This is a genomic window from Clavibacter michiganensis subsp. insidiosus, assembly GCF_002240565.1.
GTDB classification, from domain to species: Bacteria; Actinomycetota; Actinomycetes; order Actinomycetales; family Microbacteriaceae; genus Clavibacter; species Clavibacter insidiosus.
Genome location: NZ_MZMO01000001.1, coordinates 186442 through 204807, shown reverse-complemented (window position 1 = coordinate 204807; position 18366 = coordinate 186442). Strand labels below are relative to the sequence as shown.

Here is an 18366-nt window from a genome sequence, read left to right as displayed (position 1 = left end):
CGGCGCCCCGCGACGGGAGCGCCCGGATCCGCGCCCGCCCGCGGACGACGAGAGGCGCGCCCATGGCCGAGATCGTGCTGTTCCACCACGTGCAGGGCGCGACCCCCGGCGTGCACGCGTTCGCCGACGCGCTGCGGGACGGAGGGCACGTGGTGCACGTGCCCGACCTCTTCGACGGCGCGCTGCCGGAGTCCATCGAGGCGGGCCTCGCGCTGATGGCAGGTCTCGCCGACCACGTCGTCGCCGAGCGCACCGACCGCGCCCTCGCCGGGCTGCCCGCCGAGCTGGTCTACGCCGGGTTCTCGTGGGGCGGATCCATCGCGCAGCGCCTCGCGCAGACCCGGCCGGGTGCCCGCGGTGCGCTCCTCTACGAGTCGTTCGTCTCGCTCTCCGCGGAGTGGTCCTTCGGGCCGTGGCCTGCCGGGCTGCCCGTGCAGGTGCACGGCATGGCGCGGGATCCGTTCTTCGCCGGCGAGGGCGACCTCGACGCGGCCCGCGAGCTGGTCGCCGAGGTCGGCCCCGAGCTCGCCGAGGTCTTCGTCTACGACGGCGACGCGCACCTGTTCACGGACGCGTCGCTGCCGTCGTCGGATCCCGTCGCCACGGCCCTCGTGCTCGAGCGGTCGCTCGAGCTGCTCGCGCGGATCGGCTGAGAGCGATGGTGAGCTGCGATGCGGCGTCGGCGCAGATGAATCAAGCATCACTCTGGGCGAATGCGCGAAAAGCCCGCTGGTATCGTAGATGACGACGCGCTTCACCGCAGGCAACGTCGTCGGGGAAATTCTTTGCTCGGCAACAGGCGATGCAGCCCCTGGCAGAGCCTCATTGCTCGTAGATCCGAATGCAGCTGATATGGAGCACGATGGCCGACGGCTTTGACATCACCGACTTTCGCAGCGGCCTCGCGGGTGCTGGAGTGGCGGCCTTTGCATCATTTGTCATCGACTGACGCAACCGCAGGGACGCGCGGGCGGCCGAGCTAACGGCGGCCCGTCCGAATCTACTTTCGGAGACAGCCACGCTCAGCGGAGTGCTCCTTGGCGTCGACAAGGATGCCGATGTGATGCCCAAGGCGGCTGTTCTTCAGTTGCTCGCAACCCGCGAAGCCCTAGATCGCATGCGCCGAAAGACATGGTTCAAGGGCGAGCAGGCTTCATGTAAAGCCCTCGATGCCCGAATCATCACAATGGGTTGCTATACCGAGAATGGCCCTGTCAGCATTCTGCGGTCTAGCACATCTAGACTCATTGACGACCGATCAAACCGTGAGCCGTTCGACCGAAAAGCCGTTCCGGAATGGCCCACCATGAGCTGGTTGCCGCACTTCGGGATCGCTGATGAAACCGGGAAAGGCCCTTTCCTGTTGCTTCTGGGCCAACGCACGGTAAGTCTGGGGATCCCTCTGATGTAGGAACTTCCCAAGGCTTCGGTGGGCTGTGTGACTCAGCGAACCTGACCTAGGCGGTGACGGCCAGCAGCTGCTCCGCCTCGCGACGCGCCCGGTCGATCTCCGCGGTGCCCTGTCCGCAGGCGCGCAGGCACGTGGCGGCGATCGCGTCGCGGTCGGCGTCTCCCGGCTCGCCGCGGCGACGCAGCTGGATCACGAGCTCGGCCAGCTGGATCAGCACGGCCCCCAGCGCGTCCGGCCCGATCGTGGCGCGGACCTCGGCGCTCGCCGCGGCCGTGCCGAGCCGCCCGTACGCGTCCTGCAGCTCGCGGCGCTGCACGCGGAAGCCGTCGTAGCGCTCGCCCTGCACCTCGGGCAGCAGGTAGAGCGTGCCGATGTTGTGCGGGGTGTCGGCGAGCGTGTGGAAGTCGACCATCACGAGCGCGAGCAGGGCGGCGGCCGCGGAGGCGCGGTCGGGCACGAGGTCCTCGATGCCGCGCACCACGTCGAGGCTGGGGCGCACGGAGCGCGTGAGCAGCTCGACGAGCAGGTCGTCCTTGCCGGTGAAGTGGTAGTAGAGGGACGCCTGCCGGATCCCGACCCGCTCGGCGATCGCGCGCGTCGACGTGCCGCTCAGTCCGTGCTCGGCGAAGAGCGCGGCCGCGGCGTCGAGGATCTGCTCGCGCGGGCTCAGCGGGGATCCGGCGTCGGGCACAGCCCGGGGGCGACCGACGCGGGCCGGCTTGTCGTCCTTGGCCATCCCGCCATCCTCGCAGGTGGGGATCACGCCGCTCCGATCACCGCGAGCACCTGCCCGGGCGCGACCTGCTCCCCGGGCCGGACGAGGACGTCGAGCACGCGGCCCGCGACCGGCGCGCCCACGACCGACTCCATCTTCATCGCCTCGACCGCGAGCACGGCGTCGCCCGTCGAGACGAGGTCGCCCGGGCGCACGTCCACGCGCCAGACGGTGGAGGTGAACGGCGCCGTGACGGCCGTCGCGCCGGGCGGGATCGCGACGGTCGCGGCCTCGACGACGGGCGGCTCGTCGCGCACGTCGAACTCGCCCGACTGGCGCCAGCGCGCCTTCTCCTCCTCGAACGCGCGCGTATGCGTCTCCCGGAACGCGCGGATGGAGGGGTCGTTCGCCCGCAGGAGCTCCTGGTGCTCGGCGAGGGAGAACTCGCCGTCCTCCGTCTCGTAGTGCCCGCGTCCCGCGTCCGTCTCGGCGCGCAGCTCCAGCAGCTCCTCCGCGCCGACCGGGTACCACTCGATGAGGTCGAAGAAGCGCAGCGCCCAGGGATCCTCCTGGAAGAGCCCGCCGCGGCGGAAGCGGTTCCAGATCTGCACGGTGCGGCCCACGAACTGGTACCCGCCCGGCCCCTCCATCCCGTAGATGCAGACGTACGCGCCGCCGATGCCGACGGAGTTCTCCGCCGTCCAGGTGCGCGCCGGGTTGTACTTCGTGGTCACCAGGCGGTGGCGCGGATCCAGCGGCGTGGCCACGGGCGCGCCGAGGTACACGTCGCCGAGGCCGAGCACGAGGTAGCTCGCGTCGAAGACCGTGCGGAAGACGTCGTCGACCGAGTCGAGGCCGTTGATGCGGCGGATGAACTCGATGTTCCACGGCGTCCAGGGCGCGTCGTCGCGGACGCCCGCCATGTAGCGCTCGATCGCGAGGCGCGTCGCCGGGTCGTCCCAGGAGAGCGGCAGCCGCACCTTGCGCGACGGCACGACGAGCTGCCCGGTGGGCGGGATCTCGTCCTCCAGCTCCTGCAGCAGCCGGGTGACGGAGGCGCCGCGACGAGCGCGCCCACGATGAGCAGCGCCCCGCCGAGCCCGGAGACCGTGAGCGCGCGGATGATCGTCTTCGGCGTCGTCTTCCGCGGGCTGTGGGTCTCCTCGGCGAGCTCGCCCGCCGAGTCGAAGCCGACCATCACGTAGGCGGCCATGAGGGAGGAGGCGAGGAAGGCCCACACGTAGGGCTCCTCGCTCGCGGATCCCGCGGTCGTGAAGACCACCTCCGGTCCCCGCCTCGGCAGCAGGAACAGCACGGCGACGAGCGCGACGACGCCCACCATCTCGATGGCGACGCCCGCCGTCGTCACCCGGGCCATGAGCCGCACGCTGAGGATGTTCACGACCGTCGTGATGGCCAGCATGATGATCCCGAGCAGGACCGCGTTCGCGGAGCCCGTGGGGGAGGCGACCGACGGATCCGCGTCCGGCCCGCCCACGATCTGGAACCCGGCCCAGATGGACGGCAGCACGGCCTGCACGGCGATGGCCGCGACGGCGACCGTGAGGATCTGGCCGACGATCATGGTCCAGCCGGTGAACCACCCGAACGTCGTGCCCGCCAGCCTGCTGGACCACTGGAAGATCGCGCCCGAGATGGGCCACGACGCGGCGAGCTGCGCGAAGTTCAGGGCCACCAGCAGCTGCCCGACGAACACGATCGGCCAGGCCCAGAAGAACGCCGCGCCGCCCAGCCCGAAGCCGAGGCCGAAGAGCTGGAACACGGTCGTGAGGATCGAGACGAAGGAGAACCCGGCCGCGAAGGAGGAGAACGGACCGACGCCGCGGTGGAGCTCCTGGGCGTAGCCGGGCGGGATGAGGGGGGTGGCCGCGGTGGGGGTCGCGGCCGGCGAGGGGAGGTGCGGGGTGCTCAATGTTCTGGCCTCTCACGAGGGCGCGGTGGAGCGGATGCGCCGGAGATCCGGTTGCCCGGTCGGAGTATCTATCGAGCGATAGGTATTTCCGTCCACTGTGGTTCTGCCCGGTATCGACCCCGTTTCCCTCGTGTTACCGGCGTGTATCTTCTCCGCCGCGACGGATCCGGTGCCGTCGCGCGCAGCTCGCGACCGACGTCAACACCCTCCAGGCCGTCGACGGGCCGACGAACGAGGCGAAGTCCGACCAGGGGCCCGCGACCTGGCTGCCGCCGGCCGCGGCCGCGTGCCGTGCCGCGAACGCGATGAGGCGATCGCTGTTCTGGATCATCCACGCGGCCGCGGAGTTCAGCGACTCCTCACGCCGGAGCCAGATCCGCTGGCCGAGCTCGTTGCGGGCGTCCGCGTAGACCTCGAACGTGAACGGGTCCCCGAGCTCCGCGCGGCGCCGCATCACGTACCCGAGCACGGGCCGGTCCTCGACCTGGATCCGCCAGTAGCCGGCCTCGAGGTGCGCCCACGGGTGCAAGCCGACGTCGCGCACGAGGCTGTCGATGCCGTCGAGCTTGCTCTTCACCTTGCTCACCGGGTGCTCTCCTCCGTCGATCCGATCGAGTGGGAGCGCCCGGCCGCGCTCGTCGGCAAGCGGACGAACGAGCGCCGACCTGAGGCAGGGGTCGGCCGGCCGACTGACCCGAGTTCAGGGTCCTGGGCCCGTCGCTCGTGGGCCCGTACAGTGCACGCGCACGGGGCGCAGAGGGTTCCATCGCCCACGGCCAGGGTCGCGGACGTGGCCCGGCCGTGAGGGTGGCGGGCTCGGCATTCCCCCATGCCGAACCCGTCAGCCCAGGCGTCCTCTTGCTCCTCGTCCTCGGAGCCCGCAGTCGACGCCATGGTCTCGTACTGCGTCTCGCATCCCCTGAGGCAACGAGTGGCCCGACATGCACCGTTGCGAGGACGAGGACGTAGCTTGTGGATTTGCGACTCCCTCGGACCCGCTGATTGCCTAAGCTCATAGCTCTCTACGAGATTGGACCTCCATTAATATGTCATTCATCACCCGCTCGATTCACCCTATCCGTCATGCCCGGCGGGCGTGTTTTCTCGCCGCAGCCGTCGCACTTTCCGCGGCCGTTGGTCTCGGCGTCGCGCCGGCATCGGCATCTGAGGCCACGACAACGCCAGCGGCTGTGCGTAACGAGAACGGTTCCCTCGAGTCTTCCCTGGCTTCAGGCCGCAATGTCCAAATCCAGTTCCAGACGCATTGGACCCCGGGTGGGCGCAACGTGGACTTCATCAGCGTCCGGTCAACGAAGGGATCTTCCTCTCACTGCTACTCGATGGGAGCCTCCCGCCCCGGCGTTGACATGTGGCCCTTCATCAAGGTTGACCTGCCGGAGGGTACTTATGACGTGATCAGTTACAACGGCTCCACGTGCGACCCCGCTTACCAGTTGGCCGGAGGTCACGGGCTCATCAACACCAGTGGTCATAACTGGATGGTCCACAACGGATCCGCACCAACGCGGCGTGCCTGACGCAGGACTGAAACGCTGTGCCGAAGGTCGTACCTTCTCCTGGTATTCGGCGGAGCCGGCCCGCCTATCGGCCATGCGCTCGCGGGCGGCGGTCTCGCGGGCATCGTGAGGACTGCGACTGGAGGCTGCACGCTAACGATGACGACGAGGTTGGCGACGCGCCGCTCACCGGCGCTGCCGGGTGGGCTGGGGAGCGCCGCGACGTGGATGGAGGGGGCCCGGGATCGCGGGACGAAACCATTGAGGGGGACATGCCGATCAGCCAGTTCTTTCGCGAACAGTCGGGGCATGCGCTCGCAACGGGGTAAGAGCACGCGGTAACACAGGCGGCCTGCTCCCCTTGTTCCACTTTCCTTCCGTATCTTCACTCTGCTAACCCTTCGTGGCAGTGAAGATGTTGCCCGGATAGTTGTCCAGGGCAACACGGATCCTGTTCTTGCCGGAACCCTGGGTGAAGACGAACGTGCCTTTGTTGCCGGTCGACTCAACACCGTTCTGCTTACCCCCAGTCGCGGTCCCCACGTGGGAAGGGCTGTGGGGGTCGCCACGGCACCGGGTGACACGCGCCTCGTGTGTCAACGGCTCCCGTTACCCTGGTTCGCAGGAGGCGCCCGAGGTGCTGGCCTCATGCCCTAATGGGTCACTCGTCGGCCGCCCGGGCTACCGGCACGGGCCGTGTGAGGGCGGAGCGTCGCGCGAAGTGCCGTGGTCGGGATCGTCCTGCAGCCATGTCCCACAAGGTGCTGCTGGTCCGCATCACCGTTCCAGGATGCGAGACGTGGCTGCTCTCTGCGACGTGTACTCGGTCGGCACTGGGTCCACTGACGGTCGGCACCGGTTCAGGACGACGGCCGCCGACGGACGAGCAGCCTTCTCGGGCCATCAGGACGGGCCGGGTGAAGCGAGCTCGACCGGGGCCGCGGCGCGAGGCGTGAGCCTCTGGTGCGGTGAGCGCTTCACGCGCATCCGGAGCCCGAGGTGCACACTGCTGTACACACACGAGGGGAGCGGGGCATGCACTTTGAGCGCGTACCGGAAGATGTCGAGTGGCCGGCGGAGATGGAGCTGACGATCACGGAGTTCCCGCGTCCGCTGATGGAGCTGCTGTATGTGAAGCACGCGTGGGAGCTCTCGCCCTGGATCCAGATCCCCGACCTGGACCCTGAACCCCCGGTGGGGGCGTCTCGGCGCCCGGCGCACTGGGACCGTGCGGCCCTTGAGGTCCGGTGGGCGGAGGTCTGGCGGGCGAACATCTACTGGAACGCTCGCTCGCAGGGTGACTACAGCGACAAGACCGACCTTGCGCAGCACTTCGGTATCACCGGTCCGGTGTGGTGGAGTCGCGAGCACGGGTGGGACGGCATTGACCAGGCTGCGTTCTCCGAGTGGATGGCGACCCTCGATGGCCTGACGACCGCCACCGTGTTCGAGTCTCCCGAGCGCCGGGCGCTGCCGGACGCCGTGGCGGCGTGGCGGCACGGCCTCCGGCAGATCTTCGTCATGCCGTACAAGCCCTCCGGCGGAGCCGAGTGGAACGGGCCGGAGTTCATGACCGTTGCCGCGGGAACGCGGAGGGATCCAGATGTGTACCCCTCCGCGCTCCGTACCGGTCTCTCGATGAGCTGACCAGGCCGCAGTCCTAGAAGACGTCTATGGGTCCTCCGGAGTAGCAGACGAAGCCACCGAGGAGCACGGCGTGCGAGCCGAGGGTTACCTGTGTGCTGCCGCCCTGCTGCGTGTCGCGGATCGCCGGCGAGATCTGGGGATCGCTCGTCCAGCTGAGCCGGCCGGCGCTCAGGCCTGAGAAGTTGAACTGATGCACCTTCGTGCCGGTGGCGATGAGGGACTCGTCCACGAACCAGGCGTGGTCGACCGCGGGCGCCTTCACGACGTAGCTCGTGACGACGCGAATCGTGTTCCCTCCGTTGTAGACGGCGGTCACGGTCGACGAGCCGCAGTTGCCCTCCACAGTGCCGTCCGGGTGGACGACGGCCGCGTTCTCCGCGGCGGCCTCGGCCCACTTCTTCTTGGCGTCGTCGGTGACGGGGACGGGGACGGTGCGCCCATTGACGGTCTGCAACTCGAAGCCCTGGGCTTTCGCGGCTGCCGCGTCGTAGCCGCCGAAGCTCATCGGCGTCACGACCGTTCGAGTCGTGCTGGCAAGCGCCGCCTGCGAGGGGACAGCGGCTACCAGCAGGAGCGCTGCGGCGCCGATGGCGGCTCGCGCATGGTGGTTCCGGATGTGACGCATGCGTACACCTTCCGATTGCCGGACCGCCGCTGATGCGGCGCATCCGGGCCGCCTCTCGGCGACGATCTGAGGTGAACTCCTTCGAGGGTCTGACGCGGTCGGATTGCGCACCGTCGAGCTACAGCCGCGGATGCGCCCACTTCTCCGGGCCGTCGTCGACGCGGGGGAGCGTGACCTGTCCGCTCTCCTGGATGGGGTGTCGATCGACGGCGCGGTAGACGGTGGCGCGAACGATCGAGAACAGGTCACAGAGCTCGCTGATCGAGTGGTCTCCTGCCCGGTACAGCGCGACGAGGTGTCGCTCGGCGGCGGGGGAGAGCTTGGGCTTATCGCCCTTGAGCTTGCCCTTTTTCGCGGCGACCTTCATGCCCTCCCGCGGGTGCGCGCGGATGCGCTCCCGACACGCGCGGAGGGGCCGGCAGCGCGTGGCTGCCGGCCCCTCCCCATGCGTCGCGATCGGGTCACGTCGCGGGCGTCACCGCACGGCCACCCGCGTCGGCGCGAGCAGCCCCAGGAACGCGAGGTCGTCCGCCACCTTGGTGATGAGCGCGCGGTCGAGCGACGGGATCTCCGACGCACCGAGCGGGCGCACCGCACGGACGGCCTCGGCGAACGCGTCGGCGGGGATCGCCGAACCGGCGTGCGGTTCCTCGGGCGAGGCGAACGCGTGCATCAGCGGCAGCACGGACCGGGCGCGGTCCGCGTCCGGCAGCGATCCGAGCGCCGCGCGGAACCGGTCGACCCACTCCGCGTGGTCCTCGACGCGCTCGATGTCGTGCCCGTCCTCGCGGAGCCAGTCGACGAAGGTGTCGAGCGAGACGTCGTCGTCGTGGGGGTTCACGACGTTGAACGTGCGGTGCCCCTCGCTGAGCGCCGCGCCGATCCCGTCGATCGCCGCGGCCGTGAAGTCGGCCGGCAGGCCGTCGTAGTGCGACCGCTGCCGCTCGCCGTCATGGCCGCGCCGGACGAACGAGGCCGGGGCGAGCCCGGTGGTGAGCACGCTCCAGATCAGGCGGGTGAAGACGTCCGGGAGGTTCACCTGACCGCGCCAGCGCGGGTGCGCCAGGATCATGTCGGAGCGGAACACGGCTACGGGGACGCCGTGGTGCTCGTGCGCCTCGCGGAGCAGGACCTCGCTCGCCCACTTGCTCGCGCCGTACCCGTTGGCGTACTCGTCGCCGACGGCCCACTCGGGGATCGTGGCGCGGATGTCGGCGTCCTCGTCGAGCGCGCCGGGCGCCGACGACTCGGCGTCGGCGGCGGCGCTCGGCCGTGCGCCGCCCGCGACGGCGACGCTCGACACGAAGGTGACGGGCACGCTGCCGGCGGCGATCGCCAGGCGGATCACCTCGGCGGTGCCGACGACGTTCGGGCCGAACAGCGCGGGGTACGGCAGCACGTGGTTCACGAGGGCGGCGGCGTGCGCGACGAGGTCGACCCGGGCGGCCAGGTCGATCCACCGCTCCTCGTCGAGTCCGAGGCGATGCTCGCTGACGTCGGCGGCCCGCACCTCGAGCGAGCCCGACAGCTCGGCGAAGCGCCGGGCGAACGCGGGATCCGCGGCGAACGCGGCCTCGAGGCGGCGCCGGGCGTCGGCGTCGTCGGCGCCGCGCACGACGCACACCAGCGTGCCGCCCTCCGGGGCGAGGCGCTCGAGCCAGTCGATCGCCATGAACCGGCCGAGGTAGCCGTTCGCGCCCGTGAGCAGGACGGTCCGGGATCCCGGCCGGGCGGCCGAGGCGCGGGGGACCGGCGTCGGGATGCCGCCGAGCACCCGGTCGAGCCGGAGGTCGCCCACGCGGAGGGTCGATGCGTCGGCGCCGTGCACGCGGGTCACGGTCGGCCGGTCGTCGGAGGCGGAGCGCTCCACGTACGCGGCGACGGCCGCGAGGTCGTTGGTCGGGTCGGTGAGGACGCCGACGGGGACCTCGGTGCCGAACACGTCCTCGAGGATCCCGGAGAACGTGAGCGCCGACAGCGAGTCCCCGCCGAGGTCCTGGAACCGGGCCGCGGCGGCGGTCGCGGGGGACACCTCGGCCCCGAGGAGCCGGAGCGCGGCGCGCACCACCGTGTCGACCGTCGGCTCGTCGCCGGCGCGCTCGCGGAGGGCGGCCACCAGGGAGCCGGTCTGCTGCTCCTCGAGCGCGTCGTAGAGGGCGGCGAAGCGCTCGCCGTACCGCTGCGTGAGGCGCAGGCGCAGGAGCTTGCCGGCGTCGGAGAGCATGCCGTCGTCGACCGTGAACGGCCGCGGCTCGACGATCACGCCGCGGGGCACCTCGTAGGGGGCGAGGCCCTGCTCGCGGGCGGTGCGCTGGAGGGCGGCGAGGATGTCGCGGTCCGACGCCCCGGCGTCCGCCGGCACGACGACCGCGACGAGGAACGCGTGCCGGCTGTCGCCGTGCAGGGCGATCTGGTGCACCTCGGGCGTGATGCCGTATGTCGCCTCGAGGGACGCCACGGCGACGAACTCGCCCTGCGACAGCTTGAGCACGTTGTTCCGACGGTCGACGTACTCGTACGTGTCCGGTCCCGTCCGGGCCATGACGTCGCCGGTCCGGTAGAAGCCGTCCTCGTCGAACACCGCGGCGGTGACGTCCGGTCGGCGGAAGTACCCGGCGATCACGGCGGTGCTCTTGATGAGCAGCTCGCCCCGCGGGTGCGGGCGATCGGTGGTGCGGTACCCGAGCTCGGGGACGTCGACGAGCTTGTGCTCAGTGACGGGAGGCTGCTGGATCACCCCGTCGTGGAGGATCCCGCCGGCCTCGGTCGACCCGTACAGGTCGTGCAGCGTCAGCCCGAGGCAGCCCTCGATGTAGGTGCGGAGCTCGGGCGTCAGCGGGGCGCTGGTGCAGATCGCCCGGGTGATCCGCCCGCCGAAGGCGCGGACCCGCAGGTCGGCCTGGACCTCGGCGCGCACCGCATCCGGGTCCGTGCCGCCGGCGGCGAGCCGCCGCTGCTCCTCGCGGTCGCCCTCCTGCCGGACCAGCTCCGCGACGCGCGGCACGAAGACGAACTCGGTCGGGGCGAAGGCGCGGAGGTCGTCGAAGAGCGTCGACAGGTCGGTCGAGGTCGCGAGCGCGACCGTGCCCCCGCGTCCGAGGGTGGCGAGCAGGGAGGAGCGGCCGGTGAGGTGGCTCATGGGGAGGTACGCGTACCCGACGATGGCGTCGGCCGCGTCGGCCGCGTCGGCGGTGTCGGGGCGGAGGGCGTGCCACATCCGCTCGACCATGGAGCGCGTGTACATCGCGCCCTTCGGCGTGCCCGTGCTGCCCGACGTGTAGAGGAGGAGCGCGAGCGGATCCTCGCCGGGCGCCGGGTGCCACGGGCTCCGGCGCGGCAGGCCGGCCCCGCGGGCGACGAGCGCCTCGAGCGTCAGGCCGGTGCCGGTGCCGGTGCCGGCGTCGGTGTCGGTGTCGAGCAGCATCGTCCGGATGCCGTCGGCCGAGGCCTCGACGACCGCGCGGGCCGTCGCGGACTGCTCGGCGGTGGCCGCGATCCACACCGGCGCCGTCTCCTCGACGATCGCGCTCAGGGCCCCGACGGGCGCGCTCGCCTGCAGGGGGACGCTCACCGCGCCGAGGATCCACGTGGCGAGGTCGAGGGTGACGGCGTCCGCGGTCGCGGTGCCGAGCACCGCGATGCGGTCGCCGGCCGACACGGTCTCCCCGAGCGCCGCGGCCAGCGCGCCCGCCCGGTCCCACAGCTCCCGGAAGCTCGTGTCCGTGATCTCCGGCCCGGACCGCTGCCGCAGCGCGATCCGCTCGGCGTGCTGCTCGAAGACCGCCTCGATCGACGTGTCGTCGTGCTGATTCCTCATGTTCTCGTTCCCCATGTGCTCAGTCCCCAATGTGTTCGTCCTCTCGTCGTTCGTCCCGGCGCGCGTCTGCGCTCCGGCCTCAGTGCTCCTCGAGCGCGATCCCCGCCAGCGCCAGACCCCCGGCCACTGCCCACTTGCCGGTCCCGGCGAACGTCGGTCCCCGGCGCGCGCGGGCGGCGAAGGAGCCGTCCGGATGGAGGGCGACGTCCGCGCCGTCGATGCCGTGCCACCCGCCGTGCGCCGACGTCCGCGCCTTGGCGACCGCTTCGGCCGCGGCGAAGAGCACGCTGTCCGGGCTGTCGATCCCGGCGGCGCGGAGCCCGTCGAGGCCCGCGGCGACGGGTGCGCTGCCGAGATCCGCCACGCGCGCCAGCACGCCACCCGGCAGGGGGCGGGCGGGTGTCGCGTCGATGCCGATCCCGGCGTGCTCGTCGCGGCGACCCACGGCGCACGCGCGGAGCCCGACGCAGTGCGTGATGCTGCCGACGACCCCGGTCGGCCACACGGGCGCTCCGCTGCGCGCGACCGGGATCGACGCGCATCGGATGCCCAGGGCGCTGAGCGCCTCACGTCCGAGCACGCGACCGGTCACGAACTCCGCGCGACGGGCCGGGAGCGCGGTCGCGACGGCGTCGCGCTCGTCGTGGGCGAGGACCCCGTCCACGTCGTGCTCCGCGGTCGCGACGACCACGGAGCCAGGGAGGAGGGCCCCCAGGGGATCCGCGTAAGTAGTTGCACTGACACAACTAAACCCCCGCTTCCTCCATGGTTCCCGGGTCCTGGGCGGCGCACTACACTCCGCCGCCGGGCGAGCGCGGAGGGGCGGGCGGCCGCTCGGCCCGTGCCGTCCGGCACCTCGGAATCGCCCCGGCGGCCCTTGACGGAGCGGGCGCGGGGGAGTCGGCTGGATGCTCCCGACGGCGGTCCTCGCCTCCCGGCGACGGTGCCCGCCGTCCCCGCGAACCCCTCAGGAGGATCACCATGGCTGGACGCTTCGACGGCAAGGTCGTCATCATCACGGGCGCCGGATCCGGCATCGGCGAGGCCACCGCGCGCCGCTTCGTCGCCGAGGGCGCGAAGGTCGTCATCACCGACAGCGTCGAGGACAAGGTCCGTGCGGTGGCCGATTCGCTGCCCGCGGGCACCGCCACCGCGCTCGTCGCGGACGCAGCCATCTCGGCCGACGCCGACCGCGTCGTCGCCACCGCGATCGAGGCCCACGGCCGCCTCGACGTGCTCGTCAACAACGCGGGCACGTTCCAGGCCGGGCCGATCTCGGGCATCACCGACGAGGAGTGGCACCGCGTCATCGACACCGACCTCTCGGGCGTCTTCTACGGCACGCGCGCGGCGCTCCCGCAGCTCATCGCGACCCGCGGATCCATCGTCAACGTCTCGTCGGTGTCGGGCATGGCGGCCGACCACCACATGAGCGCCTACAACGCGGCCAAGGGCGGCGTGAGCAACCTCACGCGCGCCACCGCGCTCGACCACGGCGTCGACGGCGTGCGCGTGAACGCGGTCGCGCCCGGCCTCATCTGGACGGAGCTGGTCGCCGGCAAGGAGGACGACGAGGAGCTGAAGGCCGAGTTCGCGAAGCGCATCTCGCTCGGCCGCGGGGGCGAGGCCGACGAGGTGGCGGCCGCGATCGCGTTCCTCGCGAGCGACGACGCGTCGTTCATCACCGGCGCGATCCTGCCGGTGGACGGCGGCACGACCGCGAGCAACGGGCAGCCCTCGCAGGCGTAGGGCGCGGGGTCAGGCCGCCGGATCCGCGGGATCCGCGGGCTGCCCCGCCCTCAGCCGCGCCGTGCGCTCGCGCACCAGCTCGAGCCGGGCCTCGTCGAGCGCGGCGGATGCGGCCCGCGCCCGGCGGCCCGCGCGCGCGAACCGGACGAGCACCACGAGCGCGATCACGAACCCGACGATCACGGCGACCGTGACGATCGACCAGACCACGTCGTACGCGGCGGGCAGCAGGATGCTCGGCCGCTCGGTGCTCTCCATGTCGCGCATCGGCTCAGGCGATCGGATCCGCGGGCCCGGCGTCGGGCGCGTCCCGCCCGTCGGCCTGCAGCCGCGCGGTCTGCTCCCGGATGAGCTCGAGCCGCGCCTCCTGCAGCGTCGTCGTGATGAGCAGCGTCTGCCGGGCCGCGAGCGCGAGCCGGATGAGCACGACGGCCATGATGACGACGAGCACGACGACCGCGAGCGAGACGAACAGGTACCAGGCGAGGCCGAAGCCGATGCCGGAGTTGGAGATCATCCCCCGAAGCTATCGGCCGGGACCGCTCCCGCACGAGGGAGCCACCCGCACTGAGGTGGACGCCGATGGGCCCGGCCCCCTTGGAGGAGCCGGGCCCGTCGGGCGTGCGATGCGCGGGTCAGCGCACCGTCACGCCCGCGCTCGCGCGCGCCTGGTTGTCGTACAGGTAGATGACGCCGCTGACCACGACGGTCACGGTGTGCCCGCGGTCCGCCGCCGTCAGCGTGTAGGTCTTCGCGGTCGCGCCGGGGATGACCTTCCCGTCGCGCTTCCACTGGTAGCCGAGCTCGAGCGAGGACGGCTTCCAGACGCCGGGCTGCGCCGTGAGGGTGCGGCCGACGACCGGGTTGCCGGTGATGCGCGGCGTGCCGGCCGTGATGACGGGCGCGGCGACGACCTTCGTCTGCCCCGATGTGCGGGTCACGGGGACGTACCCGTCGCGGGATCCGCGCACGGACACCGTGAGGCGGTGCCCGGCGTCGTATGCGTCGACCGTGCGGGTGGCGCCGGTCGCTCCGGGGATCCGCTCGCCGTCGCGGAACCACTGGTACTCGAGCGTCACGGGCGCGGGCTGCCAGAGGCCGGTGCGCACGGTGAGGGTGGATCCGTACTCGACCGTCCCCAGGATCTGGGGCTGCGGAGCGGACGTGAGCGCCTGCGCGCCCGGCGCGCTCGCCGTGCTGGCGTCGACGTGCACGTAGCGCCAGGCGTCCGGGATCGGGCCGAAGGTCAGGTCGAAGGCCACGCGCTTGCCGTAGCCCGGGGTGACGGTGACGGATCCGGTGCCGCCGGCGTCCACGAGCGCGCCGCCGTCGATCTGGTAGAAGATGTCGCTCTCCTCGGGCGTGGAGCCGTTGAGGGCCGCGCGCACGTCCCAGCGGAACGTGACGGACGGGCCGTCCACGATCACCTCGGGCGTGTACTCGTCGGGGCCGCCGACCGACCGGACCGTCGTGGGCGCGGACGCCGTGCCGATGACGGCGACGCCGCCAACGGTCCCGGCGACGCGCACGCTGATCAGGTGCTCACCGGGGGAGGCCGGGATGTAGACCTCGTCCTCGTCGCCGGAGACGCTGCCGGTCCCCTCCGAGAGCCACGGCCCGGCGCCGTCGAGCTGGTACTCGTAGCGGAGGCCGGAGTTGTCGGCGATCCCGCCGAGGTCCACCGAGATCACGCCGTGGAAGTTCGCGTAGGCGCCGTAGTCGAAGCCGTAGCCGCGCACCGTGGGGGCGGGGATGCGGACCGCCGCGGTGGTCGACGAGGCGGCGGCGGGCGCGGGCGCGTCGGCCGCCTGCGCGGGCGCGACCCCCGCGAACGCGGTACCGGCCGCGACCACGACGGCCAGGGCGGTGAGGGGGAGTCGTCGTCCCCCGGTGGTGCGGGTCATGTGCGTTCCTTCCTTGCGGGCCGGGTCGCCCGTGTCCATGGTTCTCGCTGGGGTGGACGCCGCGCATCCCCCCGTCCGGGCCGCCCCCGGACGAGGCGTACCGTGGACGGGACCCGCCCCGCACCGTCAGGAGCCCCCGCATGCCCACCGTCCTCCTCACCGGATTCGAGCCCTTCGACGGCGACACCAGCAACCCGTCGTGGACGGCCGTGCAGGAGGTGCGCGACCGCTGGGACGGCGACGCGGAGATCCAGGTGCGGCAGCTGCCCGTCGACTTCGCGAAGGTCGACGACGCGCTGCGGGCGGCGCTCGCCGAGGTGGATCCCGACGTCGTGATCGCCGTGGGCCTCGCCGGCGGCATCGAGACGCTCGAGGTGGAGCGCGTCGCGATCAACGTCGACGACGCCCGCATCCCCGACAACACGGGCTCCCAGCCCATCGACGAGCCGGTCGTCGACGGCGGCCCGGCCGCCTACTTCAGCACCCTGCCGATCAAGGCGGCGGTCGCGGCGGTGCGCACGAAGGGGATCCCCGCGGTCGTCTCGCAGACCGCCGGCACCTACACCTGCAACCACGTCTTCTACCTGCTGATGCACGAGCTGCGCGAGCGCCCGGGCACGCGCGGCGGCTTCGTCCACATCCCGTACTCGACGGAGGAGGCGATCGGCACCGATCGCCCCTACATGCGCATGGAGCAGCTCGCGACGGCCCTCACCGCCGTCGTCCGCGCGACCCTCGCGAACGCGACCGACGTGAAGGTGGGCGGCGGGTCGCTCGACTGATCCGCGCCGGGCGGCTGGCTCCGTCGCGCTCGCGCCTGGGGATCGGCGCCGCGGCTCCCCGGGTCGCGCCGCCTACCCTCGCGGGCGTCCCCTGGCAGTCGGTCACGCGGGTCGCGGGCGTCCGGCCCCGGCCGTCCCGTCCCGTGACGAGCGCGTCGAGCTCCGCGGCGCCGCATGCCGACCACCGATCCCGGGGCGGATGAGAGGCTCCGCATGATCGACCCGAGGACACCCGCATGCGCGTCGTGATCGCGGGCGGCGGCATCGCCGGCCTCGCGACGGCCATCGCCGTCCGCCGCGCGGGACACGGGGCGACCGTCCTCGAGCGCCGGAGCACGCCGGAGGAGCCGGGCTCCTGGCTCCAGGTCGCGAGCAACGGCATGGTCGCGCTCGACGCCATCGGGCTCGGCGACGCGGCGAGTGCGCTCGGTGAGGCCACCCCGCGGGTCCGCATCTCGGCGGCCGACGGGCGCCGCACGGCGGACCTCCCGCTCGGCCCGCAGCCCGGGGAGGGCCTCGTCACCCGCTCGCTGCGTCGGGCCGAGCTCCACGCGCTGCTGCGGGAGGAGGCGGCGCGCGTCGGCGCGCTCACCGTGCACGCGGCCCGCGTGACCTCCGTCTCGCAGGACGAGCGGGGAGCGACCCTCGTGACGGAGTACGGGGAACGGCACGCGGGGGATCTCGTCATCGGCGCGGACGGGGTGGGCTCGGCGGTCCGGGCGGGTCTGGGTGCGGACGCGGCCGGCCCCGCGGAGCGCGCCACCGGTCTGGTCTACGTCGGCGGCACGGCCCGGGCGGGCGCGCTTCCCGCCTCGGCCTCCTCGCCGGGCACCCTGCAGTTCCGCTTCGGGCGCGACTGCTTCCTGGCGTACGCGATCCTCGAGGACGGCACCACCGGGTGGTTCGCGAACCCGCGCGTCCCCGTCTCCCGGCGCGGGTCCGCCCCGGACGCGCCGCTCACGTCGGAGGATTGGGCGCGCCTGCTGCTGCGGCTCGGCGCCCGGGACGCGCTGCCGCTCGAGCAGCTGATCCCCGCCACGCCGGACCTCGACTCCCGCCTGCCGCGCCGGGAGGCTCCTCCCGCGTGGGGATCGCGCCGGGTCGTCCTGGTCGGCGACGCGGCGCACGCCATCTCCCCGTCGTCCGGCCAGGGCGCGTCCCTCGCGCTCGAGGACGCCGCCGTGCTCGGTCGCCTCCTCGCCGTGGGCACGGACCCGACCGACCTCGCGGCGCAGCTCGCCCGGCGGCGCCAGGAGAGGGTGGCCTACGTCATCGAGCAGGGCCGGTGGCTCGATCGGATCAAGCTCCTCGGCCCGGTGGGCGCCGCGTTGCGGGATCGGGTCATCATGCCGCTCGCCGACCGCCAGGCCGCGCGAGGCGGCGCCGGCGCCGGATCCGAGCTCTACGACTTCGTGCTGGGGTGACGGCTCGAACCCGTCACGCCACTCGCGCATTCGCCCCGCGCACCCGCAGCAGTCCTGCGACCACCTGCGATCACGTCTTCCATCTACTGATGCATGGGCTGCACGACCGGCCCGGCACCGGCGGCGGCTTCGTCCACATCCCGTACTCGACGGAGGAGGCGATCGGCACCGACCGCTCCTACATGCGCATGGATCAGCTCACGACGGCCCTCACGGCCGTGATGCGCGGGACGCGCGCGAATGCGACCGACGTGAAGGTGGGCGGCGGGTCGCTCGACTGAGGTGCAGCGGAGCGCCCGTCCGCGCTTCCGGAGTCGTGCCCGATCGGATACGCTGGGGCGCGCAATCAGTCGGGTGGAGGTAGTGCGGTGGCCTCACTCGACGACGCAGATGATTCCTATCCCCTCGAGAGCGAGAAGGACATCCTCGGTCGGCGGCTTCGACTGCTCGTGGACGCCTGGGAGTTCCAGAACCGGGATACCTTCACGTTCCCGATGCTGTCGGCTCATCTGGAGGCAGCCGGGCTGAAGCTATCCCGACCTCGGTGGTCCTACATGCTCAACGCCACCGGCTTCCTCGTCTCGGACAAGAGGCTGCTGAGCGGGATCGCGTCGTTCTTCGACGTAGATGAGCAGTACCTGGTCGATCTGTCCAGCGCGCCGCCCAGCTCGGTGGTCGCTCAGCTGGAGTTCGTGAAGGAACTCCGGGAGCAGAGGGTGGAGCGCTTCGCGGCGCGCAACCTGGCTGGGGTCTCCCCGGAGACGCTCCGTCTGATCTCTGCGGCCATCCGGACATCGCGCGCGAAGAGGCGGGAAGAGAATGGGTCGGAGAGCGGTTCGTAA

16 protein-coding genes and 3 pseudogenes are annotated in these 18366 nt (G+C 72.0%); 9 read left to right on the top strand and 10 right to left on the bottom strand.

Features of this window, described 5'->3' with window-relative positions; genetic code table 11:
* Positions 1 to 26 precede the first annotated feature (26 nt).
* Both B5P21_RS01085 and B5P21_RS16480 read left to right on the top strand, forming a co-directional pair.
* Positions 27 to 653: a dienelactone hydrolase family protein gene (locus tag B5P21_RS01085; protein WP_258232043.1), complete on the top strand. Its 627-nt coding sequence runs from the start codon at positions 27 to 29 to the stop codon at positions 651 to 653.
* 377 nt (positions 654 to 1030) lie between these two features.
* On the top strand, positions 1031 to 1411 hold the full coding sequence (locus B5P21_RS16480; RefSeq protein WP_133064147.1) for a hypothetical protein: 381 nt from the start codon (positions 1031 to 1033) through the stop codon (positions 1409 to 1411).
* A 46-nt stretch (positions 1412 to 1457) separates the two neighbouring features.
* On the opposite strand, the gene B5P21_RS01080 is transcribed toward B5P21_RS16480, so the two are convergent.
* From B5P21_RS01080 to B5P21_RS01070, 3 genes and pseudogenes are all read right to left on the bottom strand, one after another.
* Positions 1458 to 2147, bottom strand: coding sequence for a TetR/AcrR family transcriptional regulator (locus tag B5P21_RS01080; protein WP_045526033.1), 690 nt, complete (start codon positions 2145 to 2147; stop codon positions 1458 to 1460).
* A 23-nt stretch (positions 2148 to 2170) separates the two neighbouring features.
* Positions 2171 to 3169 (bottom strand): annotated as a pseudogene (locus B5P21_RS01075) (carboxyltransferase domain-containing protein); the annotation flags it as partial.
* A gap of 71 nt (positions 3170 to 3240) precedes the next feature.
* Positions 3241 to 3909: pseudogene (locus B5P21_RS01070) on the bottom strand (amino acid permease); the annotation flags it as partial.
* Positions 3910 to 4232: 323 nt separating this feature from the next.
* Here B5P21_RS01070 and B5P21_RS17590 point away from each other — a divergent pair.
* Together B5P21_RS17590 and B5P21_RS01055 are read left to right on the top strand one after the other, a co-directional pair.
* Positions 4233 to 4340 (top strand): annotated as a pseudogene (locus B5P21_RS17590) (HNH endonuclease family protein); the annotation flags it as partial.
* 2271 nt (positions 4341 to 6611) lie between these two features.
* Positions 6612 to 7223, top strand: a complete 612-nt coding sequence (locus B5P21_RS01055) for a hypothetical protein (RefSeq protein WP_094170667.1) — start codon at positions 6612 to 6614, stop codon at positions 7221 to 7223.
* Between the two features lie 13 nt (positions 7224 to 7236).
* Here the strand turns inward: B5P21_RS01055 and B5P21_RS01050 are convergent, their stop codons facing one another.
* The 4 genes from B5P21_RS01050 to B5P21_RS01035 form a co-directional block, all read right to left on the bottom strand.
* A complete protein-coding gene (locus B5P21_RS01050) occupies positions 7237 to 7737 on the bottom strand; it encodes a hypothetical protein (protein WP_094170666.1) in 501 nt (166 codons plus the stop codon).
* A 229-nt stretch (positions 7738 to 7966) separates the two neighbouring features.
* Positions 7967 to 8215, bottom strand: coding sequence for a helix-turn-helix domain-containing protein (locus B5P21_RS01045; RefSeq protein ID WP_236688735.1), 249 nt, complete (start codon positions 8213 to 8215; stop codon positions 7967 to 7969).
* A gap of 108 nt (positions 8216 to 8323) precedes the next feature.
* A complete protein-coding gene (locus B5P21_RS01040; protein ID WP_246865232.1) occupies positions 8324 to 11665 on the bottom strand; it encodes a thioester reductase domain-containing protein in 3342 nt (1113 codons plus the stop codon).
* Positions 11666 to 11744: 79 nt separating this feature from the next.
* A complete protein-coding gene (locus tag B5P21_RS01035) occupies positions 11745 to 12356 on the bottom strand; it encodes a 4'-phosphopantetheinyl transferase family protein (RefSeq protein WP_045526039.1) in 612 nt (203 codons plus the stop codon).
* Between the two features lie 290 nt (positions 12357 to 12646).
* On the opposite strand from B5P21_RS01035, the gene budC reads away from it, so the two are divergent.
* Positions 12647 to 13414: a meso-2,3-butanediol dehydrogenase gene (budC, locus tag B5P21_RS01030; RefSeq protein WP_045526040.1), complete on the top strand. Its 768-nt coding sequence runs from the start codon at positions 12647 to 12649 to the stop codon at positions 13412 to 13414.
* A 9-nt stretch (positions 13415 to 13423) separates the two neighbouring features.
* On the opposite strand, the gene B5P21_RS01025 is transcribed toward budC, so the two are convergent.
* The 3 genes from B5P21_RS01025 to B5P21_RS01015 form a co-directional block, all read right to left on the bottom strand.
* Positions 13424 to 13681 carry a hypothetical protein gene (locus tag B5P21_RS01025; RefSeq protein WP_045526041.1) on the bottom strand — a complete coding sequence of 86 codons (258 nt, stop codon included), beginning with the start codon at positions 13679 to 13681 and terminating at the stop codon, positions 13424 to 13426.
* A 4-nt stretch (positions 13682 to 13685) separates the two neighbouring features.
* Positions 13686 to 13931: a hypothetical protein gene (locus B5P21_RS01020; RefSeq protein ID WP_045526042.1), complete on the bottom strand. Its 246-nt coding sequence runs from the start codon at positions 13929 to 13931 to the stop codon at positions 13686 to 13688.
* A 118-nt stretch (positions 13932 to 14049) separates the two neighbouring features.
* Complete coding sequence (locus tag B5P21_RS01015) at positions 14050 to 15318, bottom strand: hypothetical protein (protein ID WP_045526043.1); 1269 nt, start codon at positions 15316 to 15318, stop codon at positions 14050 to 14052.
* Positions 15319 to 15458: 140 nt separating this feature from the next.
* Here B5P21_RS01015 and pcp point away from each other — a divergent pair, with 140 nt between their 5' ends.
* From pcp to B5P21_RS00995, 4 genes are all read left to right on the top strand, one after another.
* Positions 15459 to 16100: a pyroglutamyl-peptidase I gene (gene pcp / locus B5P21_RS01010; RefSeq protein WP_045526044.1), complete on the top strand. Its 642-nt coding sequence runs from the start codon at positions 15459 to 15461 to the stop codon at positions 16098 to 16100.
* Positions 16101 to 16336: 236 nt separating this feature from the next.
* Positions 16337 to 17524: an FAD-dependent oxidoreductase gene (locus tag B5P21_RS01005; protein WP_045526045.1), complete on the top strand. Its 1188-nt coding sequence runs from the start codon at positions 16337 to 16339 to the stop codon at positions 17522 to 17524.
* Between the two features lie 89 nt (positions 17525 to 17613).
* Positions 17614 to 17805, top strand: coding sequence for a C15 family peptidase (locus tag B5P21_RS01000; protein ID WP_236688737.1), 192 nt, complete (start codon positions 17614 to 17616; stop codon positions 17803 to 17805).
* 87 nt (positions 17806 to 17892) lie between these two features.
* Positions 17893 to 18366: a hypothetical protein gene (locus tag B5P21_RS00995; protein WP_045526046.1), complete on the top strand. Its 474-nt coding sequence runs from the start codon at positions 17893 to 17895 to the stop codon at positions 18364 to 18366.